A 26,852-nucleotide genomic window follows, 5' to 3' on the forward strand; every position below is an offset into this window, starting at 1 on the left:
ATCCGATAGATACAGACGATTAACACTAATTTAAAAAATTTTTATATTTAATAACACATAGTTTGAATTAGTTTTATGAACATGCAATAAATTTATGATTAGCTCATTCATGTATCTATACGTATAGATTTACAGAACGGTGTTTATTAATGGCATTAAATCTGAAAAAAAAAGAAGAAATTATCTGTACAATCCATAAAACAGCAAAAAGAGCTTTATCTGCCGTGGTGGCATCTTTGAGTGGTATTGCTGTTAATGAAGTAACTAAATTAAGAAAAGAAGCGCGTGATCTTAATGTGCACATACATGTTGTTCGAAATACGCTCATGCAAAAAGTAATTGAAAATACGTCTTTAACATGTTTGCGAGAAGTTCTAACAGGGCAAAACATTATTGCATTTTCTGTGCATCAACCTCGTGATGCCGCGCAAGTTTTTGTAAAATTTACTAAAATATATGAGCATTTTAAAATAAAAGGCGCAGCTTTCGAAGGGAAATTTATTCCTGCGTCTCAAATAAATCTCTTGTCTAATTTACCTAATCGTAATGAATCTATTATTAGATTCATTACGATTATAAAAACAAGTGGTATAATAAATTTAATACATATTTTACATATATTATCTCATCAAAAAAGATAAATGATAATTTAAGTTGTTTAATAAAAAATATTGTAGGTATTTTGAATACACAATGATTTTAATTATGTAATATTTTCAATATTTTATATTTTTGGAAATTTTTATGTCTCTTACAAAAGAAGAAATTTTAGATGCTATTTCCAATATGTCTGTTATGGATATAGTCCGGCTGACCTCTATGATGGAAGAAAAATTTGGAGTATCTGCAACTTCATTAGCTACTGTTACACCTGATACTTCTTCAGCAACAATCGTAGAAGAGCAAACCGAATTTAATGTGTTTTTAACTGCTATTGGCAGTAACAAAATTCCTGTCATTAAAACTGTGCGTAGTATCACTGGTCTAGGATTAAAAGAAGCTAAAGAATTAGTAGAATCTGCGCCTGTCATTTTAAAAGAATCAATAAACAAAGATGACGCTGAAACCCTAAAAAAAACTCTAGAAACAATAGGTGCATCTGTCGAAATAAAATGAAAACAAATCCAACAATTTATTATTGATGTGTTTGTTGGCTATATATAAGATTTTATTTCCATATATATGGAAATGGTATTTAGTATTTAACAAATAATAAAATATGATACTTCTAAATTATATATTCGTTTAGAAAATAAAATACATACATGATTTATATGTCTACATCTTAAAGTAAGACATAGTAAGTTCATCACTATATTATTTATTATATAGCAACAGATAGCTTGTTTCTTAAAAAACAATCACCCATATTAACTATCGAGGGAACTGTATGGTGTATTCTTATACTGAAAAAAAACGTATTCGTAAAGACTTTGGAAAACGCCCTCAAATTTTAGATATTCCATACCTGCTTTCTATTCAAATTGATTCTTTTCAAAAGTTTATTAAACAAGATCCAGAAAGACAATGTGGATTAGAAGCGGCTCTTAGATCTGTTTTCCCCATTAAAAGCTATAATGGAAACGCTGAATTACAATACATCCAATATCAATTAGGAGAACCAACATTTGATGTAAAAGAATGTCAAACACGCGGCGCCACTTTTTCTGCCCCGTTACGCGTGCGTCTATGTTTAATTATTTATGAACGCGATGGTTTAAATAACATAATAAAAAACACTAAAGAACAAGAAGTATATATGGGTGAAGTTCCTCTTATGACTAACAATGGTACTTTTATCATCAATGGTATCGAGCGAGTTATTGTATCTCAATTACATAGAAGTCCCGGTGTATTTTTTGATAGTGATAAAGGAAAAACACATTCATCTGGTAAAGTATTATATAATGCACGTATTATTCCATATCGTGGATCTTGGTTAGATTTTGAATTTGACTTAAAAGACAATTTATTTGTTCGCATTGATCGACGACGCAAGTTACCAGTAACAGTAATATTACGTGCTTTAAATTACACTACTGATCAAATTTTAAATATATTCTTTAACAAAGTAATATACGAAATTCAAAATAATACATTATATATGCATTTGATCCCTGAAAGATTACGTGGTGAAACAGCATCTTTTGATATTACTGTTAATGGTGTTACATATGTCAAAAAGGGACGTCGTGTTGCAGCTAAACACATCCGTCAATTAAAAAAAGACAAAATTTCAAAAATTGAAGTACCCATAGATTATATAATTGGAAAAGTTGTTATCAAAGACTATTTTGATAAAAATACAAATACCCCTATTGTCACAGCTAATACAGAAATATCTACTGATATATTACACAACCTAATTCAATCAGGATATGAATCCATAGAAACATTATTCAGCAACGATCTAGATTATGGTAATTATATCTCTGAAACTTTACGTATTGACACAACTACAAATAGAGTTGATGCATTAGTAGAAATTTACCGTGTAATGCGTCCAGGAGAACCACCAACTAAAGAAGCTGCTGAACATTTATTTGAAAACTTATTTTTTTCAGAAGAACGTTACGACTTGTCGTCTGTAGGAAGAATGAAATTCAATCGTTCATTACAACGAGCACAAATAGAAGATTTAGGGATATTAAAAAAAAATGATATTGTTGATGTAATAAAAAAATTGATTGATATTAGAAACGGTAAAGGAGAAGTAGATGATATCGATCATTTAGGAAATCGACGCATTCGTTCTGTAGGTGAGATGGCAGAAAATCAATTTAGAATTGGATTAGTTAGAGTAGAACGTGCAGTAAAAGAACGATTATCTTTAGGTGACTTAGATATGTTAACGCCTCAAGACCTCATTAATGCTAAACCAATCTCAGCTGCAGTAAGAGAGTTTTTTACTTCTAGTCAATTATCGCAATTTATGGACCAAAATAATCCATTATCAGAAATTACTCATAAACGTCGTATATCTGCTTTAGGGCCAGGAGGTTTAACTAGAGAACGCGCAGGATTTGAAGTATGTGATGTCCATCCCACGCATTATGGTCGAGTCTGCCCAATCGAAACTCCAGAAGGACCAAATATAGGTTTAATTAATTCATTGTCTGTATATGCTCGAGCTAATAAATACGGATTTTTAGAAACTCCATACCGAAAAGTCCAAAATGGTGTTGTCAGTAATGACATTCATTATTTATCTGCAATTGAAGAAGGTGATTTCGTTATTGCTCAAGCAAATACAAACCTAAATTTAAAAGGAGAATTTATTAACGATCTGGTAACTTGCAGAAATAAAGGTGAATCTGGTCTTTTTAAGAAAGACCAAGTTGATTACATGGATGTATCCACACAACAAATAGTTTCAGTTGCTGCTTCATTAATCCCTTTTCTTGAACACGATGATGCTAACCGTGCTCTTATGGGTGCAAATATGCAACGCCAAGCCGTTCCTGTTTTATGTAGCGAAAAACCATTAATAGGCACTGGAATGGAACGCGCAGTAGCGATAGATTCCGGTGTTACTGTGGTAGCTAAGCGCGGCGGTACCGTTAAATATGTAGATGCATCACGTATTGTAATACATGTTAATAAGAATGAAATACATACTGAAGAATCAGGAATTGATATCTATCACTTAACAAAATATATTCGATCTAATCAAAATACCTGTATAAATCAACATCCGTGTGTGGCTTTAGAAGAATCAATAGAACATGGAGATGTTATAGCAGATGGTCCGTCTACTGATTTAGGAGAACTAGCTCTAGGTCAAAATATGCGGATTGCATTTATGCCTTGGAATGGGTATAATTTCGAAGATTCGATGTTGGTCTCAGAACGCGTAGTACAAGAAGATAAATTTACCAGTATACATATTCAAGAGTTAACCTGTATATCTCGTGATACTAAATTAGGACCTGAAGAAATCACAGCTGACATTCCAAATATAGGAGAAATAGCTTTATCTAAATTAGATGAATCTGGAATTATCTATATCGGAGCAGAAGTCATAGGAGGAGACATCCTCGTCGGAAAAGTTACACCCAAAGGAGAAACTCAATTAACGCCGGAAGAAAAATTATTACGCGCTATTTTTGGTGAAAAAGCATCCGATGTAAAAGATTCATCTTTACGTGTCCCCAACGGAGTTTGCGGCACCGTAATTGATGTACAAATATTCACTAGAGACGGTATTAATAAAGATAAACGTTCATTAATAATTGAATCCGATAAGTTAAAACAGATTAAAAAAGATTTACATGAAGAATTACAAATCTTTGAATCCGCTTTATTTGATCGTGTCTACGATGTATTAATAGCCAGTGGAATTGATAAAAAGAAATTGTTTGAAACTAATCGCAATACTTGGTTTAATATGGTCTTATCAGATGTAGAAAAACAATGTCAATTATCGCAATTGGCTAAACAATATTTTGATTTAAAACACGAGTTTGAAAAAAAATTAGAAATTCAACATCGTAAAATCACTCAAGGAGACGAATTAGCCCCCGGTATTTTAAAAATAGTTAAAGTATTTTTAGCTGTAAAACGCCAAATACAACCTGGTGACAAAATGGCAGGAAGACATGGAAATAAAGGAGTAATCTCTAAAATTAACCCCATCGAAGATATGCCATACGATCAGCACGGAATACCGGTAGACATTGTACTCAATCCTCTTGGAGTGCCATCTCGAATGAATATTGGTCAAATTTTAGAAACACATCTTGGTATGGCAGCAAAAGGTATTGGAGATAAAATCAACTTTATGTTGCAACAACATAAAGAAGCCAATCAATTAAGAAGATTTATGCAACAAGCATATAATTTAGGAGAAGGTTTACGTCAACACATTGATCTTAATTCATTTTCAGATGTAGAAATATTAAAATTAGCTAAAAATTTAAAAAAAGGGATGCCTATTGCTACTCCAGTATTTGATGGCGCTACAGAAAAAGAAATTAAGGATCTTTTAAAATTATCTGGATTACCTGCCTCTGGTCAGATTACATTGTTTGATGGGTGCACAGGAGAAGCATTCGAAAGACAAGTTACTGTGGGTTATATGTACATGTTAAAATTGAATCATTTAGTCGACGATAAAATGCACGCGCGTTCCACTGGTTCTTATAGTTTAGTAACTCAACAACCCTTAGGTGGGAAAGCTCAGTTTGGAGGTCAACGTTTTGGTGAAATGGAAGTATGGGCGCTAGAAGCTTATGGTGCATCATATACTTTACAAGAAATGCTAACTGTAAAATCAGATGATGTAAATGGACGAACTAAAATGTATAAAAATATTGTTGATGGCAATCATACGATGGAACCTGGAATGCCTGAGTCTTTTAATGTTTTATTAAAAGAAATTCGTTCTTTAGCCATTAATATTGAACTAGAAGATTAATGTTTTAACATAATCTCTATATAATAGACATATTTATCAGCATACAGTATTTATCGTATTTAACAGGTATAACTCTAATAAAGGCTCATCTGTGAAAGATTTACTAAGATTTTTTAAAATACAACATACTCAAATAGAAGAATTTAATGCAATTAAAATTGCACTTGCTTCTCCAGATATGATTAGATCATGGTCTTTTGGTGAAGTAAAAAAACCGGAAACTATTAATTACCGTACTTTTAAACCTGAACGAGATGGTTTATTTTGTGCACGTATTTTTGGCCCTATTAAAGATTATGAGTGCTTATGTGGTAAATATAAACGTCTAAAACATCGTGGAGTAGTTTGCGAAAAATGCGGAGTAGAAGTAACACAAAGTAGAGTACGACGTGAACGTATGGGGCATATCGAATTAGCTTCTCCTACTGCTCATATTTGGTTTCTCAAATCATTACCATCACGTATTGGTTTATTATTAGATATGCCACTACGTGATATAGAACGCGTTCTATATTTCGAATCCTATGTAGTAGTTGAAAGCGGTATGACTAACCTCGAATGTCGTCAGATCTTAACTGAAGAGGAATATTTAGATGCATTAGAAGAATTTGGAGATGAATTCGAAGCGAAAATGGGAGCCGAAGCCATTCAAATTTTATTAAGAAATACAAATTTAAAAAATGAATGCGAATACTTACGAGAAATATTAGAAGATAGTAATTCTGAAACGAAACGAAAAAAAATAACAAAACGTATAAAATTAATTGAAGCATTTATATATTCTGAAAATAAACCTGAATGGATGGTTTTAAATGTGTTACCAGTATTGCCTCCAGATTTAAGACCATTGGTTCCATTAGATGGAGGACGTTTTGCTACTTCTGACTTAAATGATCTGTACCGCCGCGTCATCAATAGAAACAACAGATTAAAACGATTATTAGATTTATCTGCTCCAGACATCATAGTACGCAATGAAAAAAGAATGCTACAAGAAGCGGTAGATGCATTGTTAGATAACGGGCGTAGAGGACGCGCAATTACTGGTTCTAATAAACGTCCTTTGAAATCTTTAGCTGATATGATTAAAGGTAAACAAGGTAGATTTCGCCAGAATCTTTTAGGAAAACGTGTTGATTATTCTGGTCGTTCGGTAATCACTGTGGGGCCTTATTTAAAATTACATCAATGCGGATTACCAAAAAAAATGGCTTTAGAATTATTTAAACCATTTATTTATGGAAAATTAGAATTGCAAGGTTTTGCTAATACTATTAAAGCAGCTAAAAAAATGGTAGATCGAGAAGAAGCTGTGGTATGGGATATTCTGGATAACGTAATTCGAGAGCATCCAGTAATGTTAAATCGTGCCCCCACATTACATAGATTAGGAATTCAAGCTTTTGAACCAGTGTTAATAGAAGGAAAAGCCATCCAATTACATCCATTGGTTTGCGCCGCCTATAACGCTGATTTTGATGGCGATCAAATGGCAGTGCATGTACCATTAACATTAGAAGCTCAATTAGAAGCTAGAGCTTTAATGATGTCTACTAATAATATTTTATCTCCTGCTAATGGAGAACCTATTATTGTCCCATCTCAGGATGTAGTATTAGGTTTGTATTATATGACTCGTGAACGTTTAAATGCTAAAGGAGAAGGAATGATATTAACTGGTCCAAAAGAAGCAGAATATCTGTATCGTTTAGGTTTAGCTGAACTACATGCTCGCATTAAGATACGTATTACTGAATACGAATATGATGATAAAAATAGAGAATGGTCAGAAAACACAAATCTTGTCAATAGTACGATAGGACGTTCTATATTTTGGATGATTGTTCCGAAAGGATTACCATTTATATTAGTCAATCAAGTATTAGGAAAAAAAGCTATATCCACAATGTTGAATAGTTGTTATCGTTTACTAGGGCTGAAGGCGACTGTTATCTTAGCCGATCAAATTATGTATACTGGATTTGCATATGCTGCTCGTTCTGGAGCTTCTGTCGGTATCGATGATATGATGATTCCTTTGAAAAAAGCTGATATCATCGATGAAGCTGAATCTGAAGTGGCAGAAATACAAGAACAGTTTCAAACTGGATTAGTGACAGCAGGAGAACGCTACAATAAAGTTATCGATATTTGGGCTGCCGCCAATGAACGTGTTGCACAAGCAATGATGGATAACTTAGCTACTGAGACAGTGATAAATCGTAATGGACAATCAGAAAATCAAGCGTCATTTAATAATATTTTTATGATGGCAGACTCTGGAGCTCGTGGATCAGCAGCACAAATTCGCCAACTTGCCGGAATGCGTGGTTTAATGGCAAAACCAGATGGATCAATTATTGAAACACCTATCACTGCAAATTTTCGGGAAGGATTAAATGTATTACAGTATTTTATTTCTACGCATGGAGCACGTAAAGGATTAGCTGACACTGCTTTAAAAACAGCTAATTCTGGTTATTTAACCCGTCGTTTAGTAGATGTCGCTCAGGATTTAGTAATTACTCAAAACGACTGCAATACATTGTCCGGTATCGTAATGGGCCCTGTTATTGAAGGTGGAGACGTAAAAGAACCGCTACGAGAACGTGTATTAGGTCGAGTTTTAGCGGAAGCTGTTCTAGAATCCAATAATTTAGGTAATAATAAAGTATTGATAGAACGTAACACTTTATTAGACGAATATTGGTGCGATATTTTAGATGAACATTCCATTGATACCGTGAAAGTACGATCGGTTGTGACTTGTGATACTGATTTTGGTGTCTGTTCCCAATGTTATGGCCGAGATTTAGCTCGAGGGCAACTTGTAAATAAAGGAGAAGCAATTGGTGTTATTGCTGCTCAATCTATAGGTGAGCCAGGCACCCAATTAACTATGCGTACCTTTCATATCGGGGGAGCTGCCTCCCGATCTGCTTTAGAATCAAGCATTCAAATTAAAAATACAGGTACTGTCCATTTAAAAAATATCAAATCCGTAATTAATGGAGAGGGAAAATTAGTAGTAATATCGCGTAACACCGAGCTTAAAATTGTTGATCAATTTTCTCGTACCAAAGAAAGCTATAAAGTACCATATGGAGCTATAATAACTAAAAAAAATGAAGAAAAAGTCGTACATGGAGAAATAGTAGCTTATTGGGATCCACATACTATGCCAGTAATTGCTGAAGTAAGTGGATTTGTCCAATTCATTGATATGGTAGATGGCCAAAGTATTGTTAAACAAACAGATGAATTAACAGGATTGACTTCCATTGTCATATTGGATACCTCTGAACGTGTAAGTGGCGGTGGCGCTAAAGATTTAAGACCTACATTAAAAATAGTAGATGTTAATGGTTATGATATTTTTATTCCAGGTACAGATGCGCCTGTTCAATATTTTTTACCTGGTAGAAGTGTAATTCAATTAGCTGATAGATCCAGAATTATTTGTGGAGATATATTAGCAAGGCTACCGTACGAAAGTAGCGGTACTAAGGATATCACTGGCGGCTTACCGCGTGTTGCCGATCTCTTTGAAGCACGTCGTCCAAAAGAATCAGCGATTTTAGCAGAAATTAGCGGGACTATTTCTTTTGGAAAAGAAACCAAAGGAAAACGTCGTTTAATGATATCTCCTATTGAAGACGGTGACATTTACGAAGAAATGATTCCAAAATGGCGCCATCTTAATGTTTTTGAAGGTGAATATGTAGATCGTGGAGATATCATTTCTGATGGCCCAGAATCTCCACACGATATTTTAAGATTACGTGGAGTACACGCTGTAACTCGTTACATTGTAAATGAAGTACAAGATGTTTATCGTCTACAAGGAGTAAAAATCAACGATAAACATATAGAGGTTATTGTGCGTCAGATGTTACGCAAAGCCACTGTAATCCGGTCAGGAAGTTCTGATTTTTTAGTAGGTGAACAAGTAGAATATTCGCGCATTAAAATTGCTAATCGAAAATTAGAAAATGAAGGAAAAGTAAAAATAAGTTTTATACGTAATCTATTAGGAATAACCAAAGCTTCATTAGCGACAGAATCATTTATTTCTGCGGCATCTTTTCAAGAAACAACACGCGTACTGACAGAATCAGCTGTAGCCGGAAAGCGAGATGAACTACGCGGTCTTAAAGAAAACGTCATTGTTGGTAGGTTGATCCCGGCTGGAACTGGCTACTCTTATCATCAAGAACGCATACATCATCGCCATACCAATAATAAGAAAGAAACAGAAAAATATTCAATAACAAATTTTTCTGCTCAAATTACAGCAGATGAAGCATCGACGAACTTAACTGAACTATTAAATGCAACTTCTACTAAATAAACAGAATTTTTAGAAATATGATAACCAGAAAACTATATTGCAAAATTACGTTATCAGCATAAATTTAGTATTATATGAACTGACATTATTACTAAGCTATACTTTAATTTTAAACTACAATTTCATATGTTAAAACTAAATATGAATGTACAGTTTTTATTCTCTCAAGACACTCTTTAATCCATATAAAATGAACAATTTATAATTATGTAGCCATCTAACTTTATTGACACAATAAACTATATTTATAGATACATAAACAAACATACATCTCCTAATGTATATTAAAAGTTATAATTTGAAGCAATATAAATACTTGTTTATCTAGCTAATGAACAATAATATAAATCAAAATAAAAAAATAAATATTATCATCACAACGTTTACATTTTTTGTATGCAAAAATTCCTCCTTTTCACCAATCTTGATAAACTAAAATGAATTCTATTCGATATGTCCTTAAAAAAATATTACGTTACAAATTTTAAATAATAAAAAACAATACTAATTACTAATTTTAAATTTACGCATATTCAGATAATCCATGATTATGTATCATAATCATGGATTATCAAAAATATCTAAGCAATCACATGCTCTGAATAAAAATAAAATAATTTTTTAAACAATTAATGCCTAAAATGACGAATATGTGTAAAAATCATCGCAATATCATATCGATCAGCAGTTTTAATAATCTCCTGATCTCGAATAGATCCTCCTGGTTGGATAATACAATTGATACCTATTTCGGACGCAATATGCAGCACATCAGAAAAAGGGAAAAAAGCATCAGAAGCCATCACTGACCCTTTAACATTCAGTATGTCTTGTCGTTCTTGAAAAGAAGTAGCTATTTTTACTGCAGACACTCGATTCATTTGACCAGTTCCAATACCTATAGTTTGACAATTTTTCCCACAAACGATTGCATTAGATTTAACAAATTTAACCACTTTCCAACAAAACAATGCATCTTTCATTTCTTCTTTTGTTGGTTTCCGAATAGTAACTATCTCTAAATGTTCTAAATTCGTCATAACATCACAATCTTGTATTAACAATCCTTCATTAATTCGTTTGAAATCTATATCTGATATTCGTGGGCGCCACATACCACATGTCAATACTCGTATATATTTTTTACTAGATATAACACTAATACAATCTTGATTAATGTTCGGAGCAACAATTGCATCGACAAATTGTTGACTAATAATAGCTTGAGCTGTTTTTTTATCTAGAGATCTATTAAAAGCGATAATTCCTCCGAATGCAGAAATTGGATCTGATTGATAAGCTTTAACATACGCAGCACAAATAGTATCAGATGTAGCTACAGCACATGGATTAGTATGTTTCACAATCACACAAGTTGGTTCATCAAACATTTTTACACATTCTAATGCTGTATCCATATCTATTATATTATTATAAGATAATGGTTTTCCTTGTAATTGATGAGCAGCTGCAATAGATCCTGTCTTTTTTTTGCATATATCCACATATAATGCTGCGCGTTGATGTGGATTTTCTCCATAACGCATATCTTGTTTTTTTATAAAATTTAAGATTCATAAAAGTTAAATTTTTAGGAAAACAAGAATAAGATTGACTGTAATTATCATCATTAGTAATAGATTTGTGATAGTTACTTTGTAACTGATGATTAAAATAATCAGAAATTGTATTGTCATATTCAGTAACATATTTAAACGCTTTTACTGCTAAATGAAAACGAGTGTCTAAACTGATGAATCCATTACAACAATTGATTTCATCCAGAATTTTTTTATAACTATCACTATTGACTACAATAGCTACATGTTTATAATTTTTTGCTGCTGCCCTCACCATACTTGGGCCACTGATATCAATACGTTCTAACATTTCTTCTTGAGAATATTTTTTATTTTTTATAAGAAGGGAGCTAAATGAATAAAAATTAACTACTACCATATCAATTGGTGAAATATTATATTGATGCATAACAGCATCATCTAACCCTCTTCTCCCAAGAATTCCAGCATATACTTTATGATGCAATGTTTTAACACGTCCATTCATGATTTCAGGGAATGCAGTATAATCAGAAATTTTAATTACTGGCAATCCAGCATCAGACAATATTTGAGCAGTACCCCCAGTAGATAACAATTGAATGCCCCGTTGAATTAATGACCGCGCAAATTCTAGAATATCGGATTTATCAAACACACTAATCAATACACGACGAATTAACAATGATGACTGCACCATAATGTCCTCACAAACAATAGTTGAACTACACTATGAATATAGCTTCATGAATATTTACACAAATATATATAATCATTATATTATTATATAACATTTCTTAAAACATAAAATAATCTGAATATTTTTGTAGTGATAAAAATATCATGTAAATGTTTTACACAAAACCTATCACATTATAAAATAATATAAATACTATTGACATCAGTCAAAATCAATGATAATGATGTACTTGTTTTATTTTTTAATACTATGATTAGCAAGATAGCTCTTTAACAATCGAATTTTAGATAATTTATGTGGGCACTTGAGCAAATATGAGATATAAGTATTATTCCATTGTAAAACATAAAAAGTTAATTCATTAATAGCTGTTAATTAAAATTAACAAACTTACTTTTACAAATGGAAACTAAATTAAAATTGAAGAGTTTGATCATGGCTCAGATTGAACGCTGACGGTAAGCTTAACACATGCAAGTCGAGCGGCAACAGAGAGCTGCAATTTTTCATATGTGGCTCTGTCTGGCAAGCGGCAAACGGGTGAGTAAAGTCTGGGGATCTGCCCGATGGAGGGGGACAACTATTGGAAACGATAGCTAATACCGCATGAAGTCTTTACGACCAAAGTAGGGGATTTTTATTTTTTATTATAATAAAAACCTTATGCCACCGGATGAACCCAGATAGGATTAGCTAGTAGGCGGGGTAATAGCCCACCTAGGCTACGATCCTTAGCTGGTCTGAGAGGACGATCAGCCACACTGGAACTGAGACACGGTCCAGACTCCTACGGGAGGCAGCAGTGGGGAATATTGCACAATGGGGGAAACCCTGATGCAGCTATACCGTGTGTGTGAAGAAGGCCTTCGGGTTGTAAAGCACTTTCAATGGGGAAGAACTTAATATTGCTAATATCAATATTAATTGACGTTACCCATACAAGAAGCACCGGCTAACTCCGTGCCAGCAGCCGCGGTAATACGGAGGGTGCGAGCGTTAATCGGAATTACTGGGCGTAAAGAGTACGTAGGTGGTTTGTTAAGTCAGATGTGAAATCCCTAAGCTCAACTTAGGAACTGCATTTGAAACTGGCAAGCTAGAGTTTCGTAGAGGGGGGTAGAATTCCAGGTGTAGCGGTGAAATGCGTAGAGATCTGGAGGAATACCAGTGGCGAAGGCGGCCCCCTGGACGGAAACTGACACTCAGGTACGAAAGCATGGGGAGCAAACAGGATTAGATACCCTGGTAGTCCATGCCGTAAACGATGTCGATTTGAAGGTTGTGGACTTTGAGCTGTGACTTTCGGAGCTAACGCGTTAAATCGACCGCCTGGGGAGTACGACCGCAAGGTTAAAACTCAAATGAATTGACGGGGGCCCGCACAAGCGGTGGAGCATGTGGTTTAATTCGATGCAACACGAAGAACCTTACCTACTCTTGACATCCAAAGAATCTTATAGAGATATGAGAGTGCCTTCGGGAACTTTGAGACAGGTGCTGCATGGCTGTCGTCAGCTCGTGTTGTGAAATGTTGGGTTAAGTCCCGCAACGAGCGCAACCCTTATCCTTTGTTGCCAACGAGTCAAGTCGGGAACTCAAAGGAGACTGCCGGTGATAAACCGGAGGAAGGTGAGGATGACGTCAAGTCATCATGGCCCTTATGAGTAGGGCTACAAACGTGCTACAATGGCGTATACAAAGAGAAGCAATCTCGTGAGAGTAAGCAAACCTCACAAAGTATGTCTTAGTCCGGATTGGAGTCTGCAACTCGACTCCATGAAGTCGGAATCGCTAGTAATCGTGGATCAGAATGTCACGGTGAATACGTTCCCGGGCCTTGTACACACCGCCCGTCACACCATGGAAGTGGGTTGCAAAAGAAGTAAGTGGCTTAACCTTAGGGAGGGCGCTTACCACTTTGTGATTCATGACTGGGGTGAAGTCGTAACAAGGTAACCGTAGGGGAACCTGCGGTTGGATCACCTCCTTACTTTATCAAAATAGCATCGGCAAAAGTGCCCACATCAATTATCTAACGTTCTTATGTTAATTAAGACAACTATATTATAATTTTAATACCAGTTTAAATTTTATTGATTGCTAGGACTCGGTCCCCTTCGTCTAGAGGTCTAGGACACTGCCCTTTCACGGCGGCAACAGGGGTTCGAAGCCCCTAGGGGACATTATAGGTATAATGTGTTTTCAAATTAAAAATAAGAATTGTTTTTATAAATAAAAATTTAGTATTTTCGTTCTTTAACAATTAGGAAAAACTTAAAAATATTAAGATCAAAATATTTTTATTAAACAAATATACTGTTTTATAATTACCTTAAAAATTATAAGGATTGTATGATTTTGTTGAATACAAAAAATTATAAATATACCCTATACTGACGTACTCCAAAAATATAATTAGGGGTTTCTGCATCACAAAATAGTTGTAATTTGATAAAACTTAAAAATCTAAAGGATTGCGAAGTTAAGTAATTTAAGCGTACACGGTGGATGCCTTGGCAGTCAAAGGCGATGAAGGACGTGCTGATCTGCGAAAAGTATCGGTAAGCTGATGTGAAGCGTTTGAACCGGTGATTTCCGAATGGGGAAACCCAATGCAATTTAAATTGTGCATTATTATTCAGTGAATTCATAACTGAATAAAGCAAACCAGAGGAACTGAAACATCTTAGTACTCTGAGGAATAGAAATCAATTTGAGATTCCCTTAGTAGTGGCGAGCGAACAGGGAACAGCCCAGAGTTACATAATGTTGTTAACATATTAAGAGAATAATTTGGAAAAATTAGCAATATAGAGTGACAGCCTCGTACCTGAAAATATGTTAATTACCGTAACTCAATGAGTAGGACGGGACACGTGGTATCCTGTTTGAAGATGGGGGGACCATCCTCCAAGGCTAAATACTCTTGACTGACCGATAGTGAACCAGTACCGTGAGGGAAAGGCGAAAAGAACCCCGGCGAGGGGAGTGAAATAGAACCTGAAACCGTGTACGTACAAGCAGTAGGAGCGTGAATGTTGTTTATTTGCGTGACTGCGTACCTTTTGTATAATGGGTCAGCGACTTATATTCTGTAGCAAGGTTAACTGTAAAATAAGGGAGCCGTAGGGAAACCGAGTCTTAACTGGGCGCTAAGTTGCAGGATATAGACCCGAAACCCGGTGATCTAACCATGAACAGGTTGAAGGTTAGGTAACACTGACTGGAGGACCGAACCGACTAATGTTGAAAAATTAGCGGATGATTTGTGGTTAGGGGTGAAAGGCCAATCAAACCGGGAGATAGCTGGTTCTCCCCGAAAGCTATTTAGGTAGCGCCTCGTAAATTCATCTTTAGGGGTAGAGCACTGTTTCGAATAGGGGTCCATCCCAGACTACCAACTCGATGCAAACTACGAATACTAAAGAATGTTATTACGGGAGACACACGGCGGGTGCTAACATTCGTCGTGAAGAGGGAAACAACCCAGATCGCCAGATAAGGTCCCTAAGTCATGATTAAGTGGGAAACGATGTGAGAAGGCTTAGACAGCCAGGATGTTGGCTTAGAAGCAGCCATCATTTAAAGAAAGCGTAATAGCTCACTGGTCGAGTCCGCTTGCGCGGAAGATGTAACGGGGCTAAATCATGCACCGAAGCTGCGACAATAGAATTTTATAATTAATATTCTAAATTTATAACAATTTATAATTATTAAATATAACAACTATTGGGTAGGGGAGCGTTCTGTAAGCCTGAGAAGGTGTGTTGTAAAACATGCTGGAGGTATCAGAAGTGCGAATGCTGACATAAGTAACGATAAAGCGGGTGAAAAACCCGCTCGCCGAAAAACTAAGGATTCCTGTCCAACGTTAATCGGGGCAGGGTGAGTCGACCCCTAAGGCGAGGCCAACAGGCGTAGCTGATGGGAAACAGGTTAATATTCCTGTACTAGATATAACTGCGATGGGGCGACGAAGCAAGCTAGGTTCTCCGAGGATCGGTAGTCTCGGTTTAAACGTATAAGTGGAAAGATTTGGAAAATCCATTCTTTTAACACTGAGGCGTGATGACGAGTCATTAATATGACGAAGGAATTAATGCTATACTTCCAGGAAAAACCTCTAAGCTTCAGGTTATATCTAATCGTACCATAAACCGACACAGGTGGTTAGGTAGAGAATACTCAGGCGCTTGAGAGAACTCGGGTGAAGGAACTAGGCAAAATGGTGCCGTAACTTCGGGAGAAGGCACGCTGGGATGTAAGTGAAGGAACAACATATTGCTTCTGGAGCTGAAACCAGTCGCAGATACCAACTGGCTGCAACTGTTTATTAAAAACACAGCACTGTGCAAACACGAAAGTGGACGTATACGGTGTGACGCCTGCCCGGTGCCGGAAGGTTAATTGAGGGGGTTATCTTCTTAAAAAAAGAAAAGCTCTTGATCGAAGCCTCGGTAAACGGCGGCCGTAACTATAACGGTCCTAAGGTAGCGAAATTCCTTGTCGGGTAAGTTCCGACCTGCACGAATGGCGTAATGATGGCCAGACTGTCTCCACCCGAGACTCAGTGAAATTGAATTCGCCGTGAAGATGCGGCGTACCCGCGGCAAGACGGAAAGACCCCGTGAACCTTTACTATAGCTTGATACTGAATATTAAATATTGATGTGTAGGATAGGTGGGAGGCAATGAATTAAGAGCGCTAGCTCTTATGGAGCCATCCTTGAAATACCACCCTTTAACATTTGATATTCTAACTTAGATCCGTTATCCGGATCAAGGACAGTGTCTGGTGGGTAGTTTGACTGGGGCGGTCTCCTCCCAAAGAGTAACGGAGGAGCACAAAGGTTAGCTAATCACGGTTGGACATCGTGAGGTTAGTGCAAAGGCATAAGCTAGCTTAACTGCGAGAATGACGGTTCGAGCAGATGCGAAAGCAGGTCTTAGTGATCCGGTGGTTCTGTATGGAAAGGCCATCGCTCAACGGATAAAAGGTACTCCGGGGATAACAGGCTAATACCGCCCAAGAGTTCATATCGACGGCGGTGTTTGGCACCTCGATGTCGGCTCATCACATCCTGGGGCTGCAGTAGGTCCCAAGGGTATGGCTGTTCGCCATTTAAAGTGGTACGCGAGCTGGGTTTAGAACGTCGTGAGACAGTTCGGTCCCTATCTGCCGTGGGCGTTGGAAGATTGAGAGGGGCTGCTCCTAGTACGAGAGGACCGGAGTGGACGCACCACTGGTGTTCGGGTTGTCATGCCAATGGCATTGCCCGGTAGCTATGTGCGGAAAAGATAACCGCTGAAAGCATCTAAGCGGGAAACTTGCCTCAAGATGAGTCTTCCCTGAGGATTAAAATCCTCCTGAAGGGACGTTAAAGACGATGACGTTGATAGGTCGGGTGTGTAAGCGCTGAGAAGCGTTAAGCTAACCGATACTAATAGCCCGTGAGAACTTAACTTCGCAATCCCGAAATTTTTAAACAACCAATTCACAACTATATAAAACAAAACACAAACATACAAACAACAAACATACTGAATCATCACAAAATATGATTAATTAATCTATCAAATCGAACTTTATGTATTCTATAAAGTAACTGCCCTACTCTTGTAGGATAATCGGATATATGCTGTAATGAAGTATAATGCATTACATGATTCGTATGCATACGAATCATGTTTAATTCTTTATATTGTTGATGAAACAAAAATTTACATGGATCATGTACAAGCAAAGCATTCTCTAAATCAAATCTTACAGATCTAGGATTTAAATTATTTCCCGTAATCAACTGCCATTCATCATCTACCCAAATGCCTTTAACATGATACCCATTATTACCTTCTCTCCACATCCGCACCAATAATTGCTTATTATCAACATATTTTTGTAACTTTTTTAAAAAATAACGCAAATTCAATTCGTACAAATACGGTAAAACACTAATTAGTGTAAACGGATGATGTTCAGGAACATAAAAATCATTAGCAATCTTATCTCCTACGATAATTTCTATCTTTATTCCTCGACGTAATAAAAAAACCAAAGCACGTATTAACACGGTAGGCATATTAAAATAAGGTGTACACAATACAACTTTATTTTGTGCTGAATAAATCAAATGATAAATAGTTTTATTAAGATCACTATTCTTACCTAACCCAACTAATGGAGTAATCGATAATTCATGAAACGTAGCATTACCCTGATAGCAATAACAAGCTCTTCGTAAATTACGACGTAGTAACCGAATATTATTCCTACTTTTACTTAATTTTTTTAAAGAATCTCCATATCCCAAATTATTAGTTACTTTTGAAGACAACAACTCTTTATCAATATAATTCAGCATGATATCAGATAATTTCTGATTACGTATTACGTGATATCGATCATATCGATATTTAGTATGCACATGCAAATACTCATTACTTAAATTAGCGCCACTATACAGCACCTGATCATCGATAATAAAACCTTTGAAATGAACAACCCCCAATGCTTCATTTATATTAATTGGTATTCCGTGTATTGCGATATCAGAATAAGGGTACTGTTTTACGATATCTACATACCAATCAATATTTGTGTATTTTTTAGACACACCACCAATACGCCCTCTTCGAGCACGATGCCAATCTACTAAAATTCTAATTTTAATTTGAGGGCGCAATCGTTCAACTTGAAGCAAAGCATCAATAATCTCTTTACCACCTTGATCATCATCTAAATAAAGCGTAACTAAAACAATATGATCACATGCTCTATAAATAGCATGCAACAATTCATTCCTAAATTCTTTAGGACTATATAAAACCTTAAAACAATCTACTCTCTGAATAATTTTAGGCAATGCTCTAAGAAATATTTGATGATCATCATATTTATTCAAGTCGTCATGTTTTCTTTTTTTATCATAACAAACAAAATATCTTATTTTAATTTTTAAAATACACATTTTAAAATATAACAATCACACATAATATCAATAACTCAACAAATTAATCCAAATTATCAAAAAAACGAACAACTATAATATTCTCAATACGATTGATAAATCATTTTGTATCATAATTAAGCATCATTTTTATGGTGCTTAATTATTTAATTATTTAATAATATACTCATAGATACATATCTCAATCTAAATGACAGCATTCAACGAATAAAAAAACACATTACATCACAAATGACACACACAATTGGTTCCTTAAAAAAATTGATTACACAATAATAATCAACTTAACTATAGTAAAACTAACATATTCAATACACTACAATCATAAAATATAATGTACTACAAATAATAAATATATTATTTCCAGTTAAAATTAAACATTCTTTCTTTATACAATAAATAACAAACACTATAGAGAATATTCCTCCTCCCTCTTCATTATATATCTCCAAAAGCACTGAATTATCATTCATACCACCGCTTAAAAATAAAATTTATATAATACAACAATTAATGTTCTGTTGTGTCAGAAAATATATTAATTAATACAACACCAATAATAATTAAAGCAATCCCAACAACAGCTAAACTATCTAATTTTTGATCATAAAATACATATCCTACTGCAGTAATAAACACAATACCAAGTCCAGCCCAACAAGAATACGCAATACCCATTGGTATTGTTTGTAACACCAAAGATAATAATATGAAAGAAAGCGTATAACCTATCACTACTACGATAGCAGGATACAATTTACTGAATCCTTCAGATGCTTTTAAGGAAGCAGTAGCAATGACTTCAGAAAGAATAGCAACAAATAAATATAAATAATCCATAGATTTTATTCTTCATTCTTAAAACTTTTTAATTACATACAGCAGATATTATTCTTGTGTTAAATAAATAAACAAGAAACAAACATGATCACATTAGAGAAACTTTTGAGCGGCAAACAACAAAAAATTTTAATAATTTATCGATTGAATAAATCAGCTATAACTAAAACCCCAAACCAAACCATATAAAAATGTAAAACTTTGATACATTTCCTCATCTTTCATTCATCATCATTCAACTTCTTTCTCTGTTGTTTTGTTATTTGACCTTATAAATTTTATGGTGGAGCTGGCGGGACTCGAACCCGCGTCCAGAATTCTTTTTATTCTTAGTAACCTACATGCTTAGGTCTTAAATTATATTTAATTAGTGTAGATATATTAAGACCAATCACTACACCAACCTAGCTCTTGCATCATACTTAACGTTAAGCTAAAGCGAGCACTAACGCGCACTCTTATTTATACGACCTCTCTTACTTATTTATCTTAACATCTAAGAGTAGATATTAAAATGAGAGGGAATCTTCAGGATATTAGTCTGATTTAAGCTGCTAAAGCAACAGATTCATTATATGTAGTATTTGCATTTATCTTTTTGAGGCTTTTTACGAGGCCTGCCTCCCCTCGACATGCACTTTAAATAATAAGATACTCCGTCGAATCCAAAATCAGCCCCATTTACTAATAACATTAGGCGAATAATTATATCATCAATATACTGTATATACAACAATTATTATTATTTCATATATTTTAAGACACGTACTTTTTCTTTATTCCATTGATGCATATGTATTATATTTCTTTTATCATATTTTTTCTTACCTTTAGCAATCCCAATATTTACTTTAATCCAAGAATTTTTCCAATACAAATCCAAAATAATTGCAGTGTAACCTTTTTGATTAACCTTTTCCATTAAAAATGATAACTCATTTTTTTTTAATAACAACTTACGCGCACGAACAGAATCACTAGACTCATTATCAAACCTAGTAACATTTGACTGAAATATAGAATTACAAATATACGCCTCTTTGTTATAAAAAGATACATAACTATTATCAATGACTACCATTTTAGAACGTGCAGATTTTACTTCCCATCCTAACAATGAAATTCCAGATTCAATTTGTTTTTCAACAAAATACTCATAATATGCGCGCTTATTTTGTGTAATTTTCTTTAAAATTAACTGATTCATAATAATTTTTTTTTAAAATATAACTTTTTATTGTTAAAAATATATTATTAATTGATATCTTTAAATATACTTAATATCAAATTACCAAATCATACCTAAACCCACTCAAACAGGATTTATATGGCTGACATCAAATATTTTATTTCAGTACCGTATAGTGTAGAACAAATGTTTCATTTGGTAAATGATATTAATTCTTACACTAAATTTCTTCCTGGATGTAATGTAAGCAGAATTTTAGAACAAAACAATAACGAATTAATCGCTGAAATCAATATAGCTTCCAATGGGATTGGAAGATCAATAATCACTCATAATTTTTTTACAAACAACAAAAGTATCTCGATCCTTTTAGTAAAAGGACCATTCAAATCATTTTATGGATATTGGAAATTTATCCCTATTACTTCTGCTATTAGTAGAATTGAATATTCTACTCATTACGAATTTCAATCAATATTTATCGAAAAAATTTTTAATCATATTTTTAAAACCAAATATAAAAATATAATTACAGCATTCATTTCTAGGGCTCATATAATATACGGGCCATGTCAGACATTATAACACAAAATAAATAGATAATGAAACTATCATCTTCTGTTAATAGTTACTAAAACATCATGAGCATCAAATTTTAATGTTAAAATTTGATGCTCTACCATTTTATTACCACTACGATAATAAAAAATGTAATACCATATTTTTGGGTTCAAAAATCCTTCTAATGTTGGAGTTCCGATATTAGAAGATATTTCAAGTTTTGTCATTCCAATACGAATTTTTTCGATATCATATTCATTTAAATAATTGCCTTGTTTAATATCAGAGTATTGAGGAATGCATTGTAACATAGTACAGCTTATACTAAAAAATATCATCATTATAAAAAAAAAACTGTTATTTAACATTCTCAAAAATACTTGTAAATACATAATCTTCTTCTCAATCTATTTTATAATTACAATATAAAAATTAATACCCACATAATTATTGTTTAATTGCACTTATAATCTTTTTTGCAATATTAACAATAAAATTATCAATACAATATCATTTTTTTGTTTCAGATATATTCTGAGACCAACCAAGCTTAATATTTAGTGTTCTAAAATAGTTATAGTTATTGGGATGAATCAAATCAAGATAATAATTACTACGTTGAATAAAAATTTCTTCTTCCTTACATACAAAAACAGGAGTTTGATTATCATAACCAATTTTTAATTCAGATGTTACTTTGGAAAATTTCAAACGAATCATACTTTTGCTATCGATCACAACTGGACGAGATGACAAAGTGTGAGGACATATTGGTACTAATAAAATAGCATCTACCGTTGGACTAAGAATAGGTCCTCCAGCAGATAAAGCATACGCGGTCGATCCAGTTGGAGTGGAAATAATTAAACCATCAGATCTTTGGGAAAAAATAAAGTTATCATCAATATATAACTCAAACTCAATCATATGTCTAATTGTGTTTGTATGTAAAATAACTTCATTAACAGCACTACCTAATCTGATCAGATTATTATACCGTTGTACTGTTATATCTAACAAAAAACGCTTTTCATTAATAAAATGACCTGATAGAACATCAGATAACTCTACTAACGCTGAATTAGGATCTAAATCAGTAAGAAAACCAAGAGTTCCACGATTGATTCCAATAACTTTAATATCGTGCTGCGCTAAAATATTTGCAGCTCTTAACATATTGCCATCTCCACCTATAACTATAGCTAAATCTGCATAATTGCCTATATCATTCAAATCACCTACAACCGCTGTTTGTGCATTTAATAAACTCGCAGCATGATGTTCGATCATCACCGTCATCCCTTTATCATATAACCAACGATATAAAATATCATATGTATGTACAGCTTGCGGATAACGAGAATATCCTATAATACCAACAGTACGAAAAATTGAAGAAGTCATATTGTTATTGAATCCTTTCTGTTTTTATTATAACTTTTATTCATAATAAATGATGTCTTGAATACCCGTTATTCATCCTTATAATAACTGATTATAAAACATATGATCAGGAAACGAAGGAGAAAATTCATGATAGATAATAATTTAAAAAAAAATATTGATGAAAATACATCATCACAAAATGAAGAAATAGAAAAAGAGGAACTGTTACAAACTGATTCTACAGCAAATAAAATTATTGATCCCAAAAATGATCAAATCGTTAAATTAAAAATCAAATTAGCTCAACTTCAAGAACACGAACATAATACCGTACTACGTCTTACGGCTGAAATAGAAAATATCCGTCGCCGTAACAATCAAGAAATATAAAAAATCCATAAATTTGGACTAGAACTTTGAATTATTACCGGTCATTGATAATTTGGAACGTACACTAAATATTTCAGATAATTCTAATACTTTGCTATCCGCTATAATAGAAGGGATTGAATTAACATTAAAATCATTCTTAGACACTGTGCATAAATTTGGATTAAAATCTATACATGAAATTAATGTTCCATTTAATCCCGAGATACATCAGGCAATATCTATAACAGCATCCGAAGACCACAAACCAAATCAAGTATTAACAATGATTCAAAAAGGATACCTGCTTAATGGGAGATTAATTCGACCTGCTATGGTTACAGTATCGCAATCCAAATGACAAGTACTATTATAATTAATATTATTAAAAATTTATAAATAAAAATAGTGCTTATTATATATTTATTATTTGGTGTATACCACGAAATAATAATGTGCTATAGTTTTTATCTAAGTTAATATAATCATGCCCTATAAAAATTTTTACATAAAAATATAATAATACTTATTTAATTAATTTAAATTGCACCTAATGACTTCACGTTATTAAATACACGCATCCATCATAATATGATTCATATCAAATATCATTGTTGATTTATTTCACAAATCAACAATGATATTTGAAGATAAAATATAAAAATAATCGAACTACTTGAAATCAATCGTCTTCTTATAACATATTTTAATTTATATTGGTTTTCACATTACATTCATTGTTTTAGGTTGCCAATTAATGATCTGTTTGTTTTGTTGCATCAACAACATATTAACCCTAGAAAAATGATGACACCCTAAAAACCCCCTTTGAGCTGACATAGGCGAAGGATGTGATGTAGTTAAAATATAATGTTTTTTAGGATTAATAATGTTTCCCTTTTTTTGAGCATATTTACCCCACAACAAAAATATAATTTTTTCCTTATAAGTATTCAGTATACATATTATTTTATCTGTAAATCGTTCCCATCCAATATCAGCATGAGAACAACTTCTGCCCGCCTCAACAGTTAAAATACTATTAAGCAATAACACCCCTTCTTGAGCCCAACTTTTCAAACAACCATGGCCTGATACTATAAAATTAGGCATATCAGATGCAAGCTCTTTATAAATATTTTTTAAAGAAGGAGGAGGCAAAACACCAGATAATACGGAAAAAGCAAATCCATGTGCTTGATTAAGTCCATGATAAGGATCCTGACCTATAATAACAACTTTAATAGATTCAAAACTAGTGAAACGAAACGCATTAAAAACATCTTTTTTTTTAGGGTAAACCGTAATACCTTGTTTTTTACGTTCCTCTATAACAAACAATATATTTTGAAAATACGGCAATGTTTTTTCTTGTGACAAAAAATGCTGCCAAGTTAATTCTGACGACACAGTCTATTTCTCTACTTTATGTAATGAATCGTACAAAAAATTTTGTTTATCACTAAAATTTAAAAATTCACACACCTGTAAATCTATTTACAATGCTATACCACTAAACTTCATAACGAAGTACATCCAAACAATTAAATAAGCAACTATACATGTTTTCAAATAATTTTTAAAAATATCATAACTATTCTCATATAATTATTTCATATATATCTTATAATGTTTTATTATACATTAATTAATCACCAGTTCATACTAACTAAACTTATTTTTTTGTTTAACCAACATTAATCATGCTAAAATACATACGTAATTTTTCTATTATTGCACATATTGATCACGGCAAGTCAACATTATCTGACCGGTTTATTCAAACTTGCGGCGGATTGAACGAACGTGAAATGACATCCCAAGTATTAGATTCCATGGAATTAGAACGAGAACGTGGTATTACTATAAAATCACAAAACGTAACACTCAATTATACTTCTAAAAATGGTCAACCTTATCAACTTAATCTTATTGATACTCCTGGTCATGTTGATTTTTCTTATGAAGTTTCTCGATCTCTAGCAGCATGTGAAGGCGCCTTATTGATAGTAGACGTTACTCAAGGAGTGGAAGCACAAACTGTGGCCAATTATCGCATTGCCAAAGAAATGAATTTAAAAACTATTGTGGCATTAAACAAAATTGATTTATTAACAGCAGATCCTAATCGAGTATCTCAAGAAATTAAAAATATCATTGGTATTGACACACATAATGCAATACAATGTTCAGCTAAAACCGGACATGGCATATCAGAATTACTGGAACGTGTAATTCACGATATTCCTCATCCTCAAGGGGATCCATACGCTCCTCTGCAAGCACTAATTATAGATTCTTGGTTTAATAAATATTTAGGCGTCGTATCACTAATATGCATTAAAAATGGCAAATTATGTAAAGGTGATGTCCTGAAATCCATGAATACAGAGCAAAAATATACTGTCGATCAAATAGGTATCTTTACTCCAAAACAAGTACAACGAAAAACATTAACTTGCGGAGAAGTAGGTTGGTTAGTCTGTTCTAACAAGAACATCATAAAAACCCCTGTAGGAGATACATTAACTCTATCAACTCGTCCTGCAAAAAATTCATGTCATGGTTTTAAAAAACTTCAACCTTATGTTTACGCAGGACTATTTCCTATCGGCTCTAAAAATCAAAAAATATTTCATAACGCTTTATATAAACTTAGTTTAAATGATGCTTCTCTATTTTATGAGCCAGAAAGATCAGAATTTTTAGGTTTAGGTGTTCGTTGTGGATTTCTTGGATTATTACATTTAGAAATAATCCAAGAAAGATTAAGACGTGAATATTCACTAGATTTACTTGTTACAGCTCCAGTAGTAATATATGAGATATTAACTATTGACAATCAAATAATATATGTAGATAGTCCATCAAAATTGCTTTCTTTAACTAAAATTAAAGAAATACGCGAACCTATTGTTGTGTGTAATATTTTGTTTCCAAAAAAATATCTTGGAGAAATTATTTCTTTATGCATTAAAAAAAGAGGCACTCAAGTTGCTATAGTATATCACGATACTCAAGTTACATTAACTTACAAATTACCTATGTCTGAAATAATATTAAACTTTTTTGATCAAATAAAATCAGCATCTCATGGATATGCCTCATTTGAATACAAATTCAGTCATTTTCAGACATCAAATATAGTATGCATAGAAATATTAATTAATAAAAAACGCATTGATGCTTTAACAGTAATTACACACCAAGAAAAATCTATATATCATGGACGCCTATTGGTTAATAAATTACAAAAATTGATCCCAAGACAACAATTCGACATTGTGATTCAAGCGACGATTGGTAAACGAATAATATCGCGGGATATTGTAAAACAATTACGCAAAAATGTTGTAGAAAAATGTCATGGAGGCGATATAACTCGAAAGAAAAAACTATTATACAATCAAAAGGAGGGAAAAAAACGCATGAAACAGATAGGTAATGTTAACTTACCACATACTGCATTTCTAGCACTCTTTGATGTCAATAACAATAAAAAATAACTTAAAG

General features: G+C 33.5%; 12 protein-coding genes, 1 tRNA gene, 2 rRNA genes, 1 other RNA gene and 2 pseudogenes. 10 read left to right on the forward strand and 8 right to left on the reverse strand.

Annotated features, from left to right (window positions below; translation table 11 throughout):
* Nucleotides 1–149 precede the first annotated feature (149 nt).
* From rplJ to rpoC, 4 genes are all read left to right on the forward strand, one after another.
* A complete protein-coding gene (gene rplJ / locus M9397_RS03085) occupies nucleotides 150–641 on the forward strand; it encodes a 50S ribosomal protein L10 (RefSeq protein WP_250226913.1) in 492 nt (163 codons plus the stop codon).
* Nucleotides 642–744: 103 nt separating this feature from the next.
* Complete coding sequence (gene rplL, locus M9397_RS03090) at nucleotides 745–1,116, forward strand: 50S ribosomal protein L7/L12 (protein ID WP_250226914.1); 372 nt, start codon at nucleotides 745–747, stop codon at nucleotides 1,114–1,116.
* 274 nt (nucleotides 1,117–1,390) lie between these two features.
* Nucleotides 1,391–5,416, forward strand: coding sequence for a DNA-directed RNA polymerase subunit beta (gene rpoB, locus M9397_RS03095; protein ID WP_250259697.1), 4,026 nt, complete (start codon nucleotides 1,391–1,393; stop codon nucleotides 5,414–5,416).
* A gap of 91 nt (nucleotides 5,417–5,507) precedes the next feature.
* The gene (rpoC, locus tag M9397_RS03100) at nucleotides 5,508–9,767 is read left to right on the forward strand and encodes a DNA-directed RNA polymerase subunit beta' (protein ID WP_250226916.1); all 4,260 of its coding nucleotides are present in this window, start codon (nucleotides 5,508–5,510) and stop codon (nucleotides 9,765–9,767) included.
* A gap of 629 nt (nucleotides 9,768–10,396) precedes the next feature.
* On the opposite strand, the pseudogene purH reads toward rpoC, so the two are convergent.
* Nucleotides 10,397–12,023: pseudogene (gene purH / locus M9397_RS03105) on the reverse strand (bifunctional phosphoribosylaminoimidazolecarboxamide formyltransferase/IMP cyclohydrolase).
* 420 nt (nucleotides 12,024–12,443) lie between these two features.
* Here purH and M9397_RS03110 point away from each other — a divergent pair.
* From M9397_RS03110 to M9397_RS03120, 3 genes are all read left to right on the forward strand, one after another.
* Nucleotides 12,444–14,016, forward strand: a 16S ribosomal RNA gene (locus M9397_RS03110).
* A 120-nt stretch (nucleotides 14,017–14,136) separates the two neighbouring features.
* Nucleotides 14,137–14,209: transfer RNA gene (locus M9397_RS03115), tRNA-Glu, on the forward strand.
* 298 nt (nucleotides 14,210–14,507) lie between these two features.
* Nucleotides 14,508–17,492 (forward strand): 23S ribosomal RNA (locus tag M9397_RS03120).
* The 16S and 23S rRNA genes sit together here with 1 tRNA gene alongside, the layout of an rRNA operon.
* An 83-nt stretch (nucleotides 17,493–17,575) precedes the next feature.
* Here the strand turns inward: M9397_RS03120 and pssA are convergent.
* From pssA to smpB, 4 genes are all read right to left on the reverse strand, one after another.
* Entirely contained in the window at nucleotides 17,576–18,994 is a 1,419-nt protein-coding gene (pssA, locus tag M9397_RS03125; RefSeq protein ID WP_250259699.1) for a CDP-diacylglycerol--serine O-phosphatidyltransferase, read from the reverse strand.
* 510 nt (nucleotides 18,995–19,504) lie between these two features.
* On the reverse strand, nucleotides 19,505–19,834 hold the full coding sequence (locus M9397_RS03130; RefSeq protein WP_250226919.1) for a DMT family transporter: 330 nt from the start codon (nucleotides 19,832–19,834) through the stop codon (nucleotides 19,505–19,507).
* A 281-nt stretch (nucleotides 19,835–20,115) separates the two neighbouring features.
* Nucleotides 20,116–20,513, reverse strand: a transfer-messenger RNA (tmRNA) gene (ssrA, locus tag M9397_RS03135).
* Nucleotides 20,514–20,576: 63 nt separating this feature from the next.
* Nucleotides 20,577–21,041 (reverse strand): SsrA-binding protein SmpB, encoded by a 465-nt coding sequence (smpB, locus tag M9397_RS03140; RefSeq protein ID WP_250259701.1) that lies wholly within the window; start codon nucleotides 21,039–21,041, stop codon nucleotides 20,577–20,579.
* 120 nt (nucleotides 21,042–21,161) lie between these two features.
* On the opposite strand from smpB, the gene M9397_RS03145 reads away from it, so the two are divergent.
* Entirely contained in the window at nucleotides 21,162–21,608 is a 447-nt protein-coding gene (locus M9397_RS03145; RefSeq protein ID WP_250226921.1) for a type II toxin-antitoxin system RatA family toxin, read from the forward strand.
* 26 nt (nucleotides 21,609–21,634) lie between these two features.
* Here M9397_RS03145 and M9397_RS03150 read toward each other — a convergent pair whose 3' ends face one another.
* Together M9397_RS03150 and nadK are read right to left on the reverse strand one after the other, a co-directional pair.
* Nucleotides 21,635–21,895, reverse strand: a complete 261-nt coding sequence (locus M9397_RS03150) for an outer membrane protein assembly factor BamE (RefSeq protein ID WP_250259703.1) — start codon at nucleotides 21,893–21,895, stop codon at nucleotides 21,635–21,637.
* Nucleotides 21,896–22,094: 199 nt separating this feature from the next.
* The gene (nadK, locus tag M9397_RS03155; protein WP_250226923.1) at nucleotides 22,095–22,988 is read right to left on the reverse strand and encodes an NAD(+) kinase; all 894 of its coding nucleotides are present in this window, start codon (nucleotides 22,986–22,988) and stop codon (nucleotides 22,095–22,097) included.
* 129 nt (nucleotides 22,989–23,117) lie between these two features.
* On the opposite strand from nadK, the pseudogene grpE reads away from it, so the two are divergent.
* Nucleotides 23,118–23,700 (forward strand): annotated as a pseudogene (gene grpE / locus M9397_RS03160) (nucleotide exchange factor GrpE).
* 362 nt (nucleotides 23,701–24,062) lie between these two features.
* Here grpE and ung read toward each other — a convergent pair.
* Complete coding sequence (gene ung, locus M9397_RS03165) at nucleotides 24,063–24,749, reverse strand: uracil-DNA glycosylase (RefSeq protein ID WP_250259705.1); 687 nt, start codon at nucleotides 24,747–24,749, stop codon at nucleotides 24,063–24,065.
* Nucleotides 24,750–25,042: 293 nt separating this feature from the next.
* On the opposite strand from ung, the gene lepA reads away from it, so the two are divergent.
* Entirely contained in the window at nucleotides 25,043–26,845 is a 1,803-nt protein-coding gene (lepA, locus tag M9397_RS03170; protein ID WP_250226925.1) for a translation elongation factor 4, read from the forward strand.
* Nucleotides 26,846–26,852 lie beyond the last annotated feature (7 nt).

It is taken from the genome of Blochmannia endosymbiont of Camponotus sp. C-003 (assembly GCF_023585685.1).
GTDB lineage: Bacteria > Pseudomonadota > Gammaproteobacteria > Enterobacterales > Enterobacteriaceae > Blochmanniella.

Coding starts and splice junctions, on each gene's coding strand:
- rplJ (WP_250226913.1), top strand. CDS start 150: ATGGCATTAAATCTGAAAAAAAAAGAAGAAATTATCTGTACAATCCAT.
- rplL (WP_250226914.1), top strand. CDS start 745: ATGTCTCTTACAAAAGAAGAAATTTTAGATGCTATTTCCAATATGTCT.
- rpoB (WP_250259697.1), top strand. CDS start 1,391: ATGGTGTATTCTTATACTGAAAAAAAACGTATTCGTAAAGACTTTGGA.
- pssA (WP_250259699.1), bottom strand. CDS start 18,994: ATGTGTATTTTAAAAATTAAAATAAGATATTTTGTTTGTTATGATAAA.
- M9397_RS03130 (WP_250226919.1), bottom strand. CDS start 19,834: ATGGATTATTTATATTTATTTGTTGCTATTCTTTCTGAAGTCATTGCT.
- smpB (WP_250259701.1), bottom strand. CDS start 21,041: ATGAATCAGTTAATTTTAAAGAAAATTACACAAAATAAGCGCGCATAT.
- M9397_RS03145 (WP_250226921.1), top strand. CDS start 21,162: ATGGCTGACATCAAATATTTTATTTCAGTACCGTATAGTGTAGAACAA.
- M9397_RS03150 (WP_250259703.1), bottom strand. CDS start 21,895: ATGTTACAATGCATTCCTCAATACTCTGATATTAAACAAGGCAATTAT.
- nadK (WP_250226923.1), bottom strand. CDS start 22,988: ATGACTTCTTCAATTTTTCGTACTGTTGGTATTATAGGATATTCTCGT.
- lepA (WP_250226925.1), top strand. CDS start 25,043: ATGCTAAAATACATACGTAATTTTTCTATTATTGCACATATTGATCAC.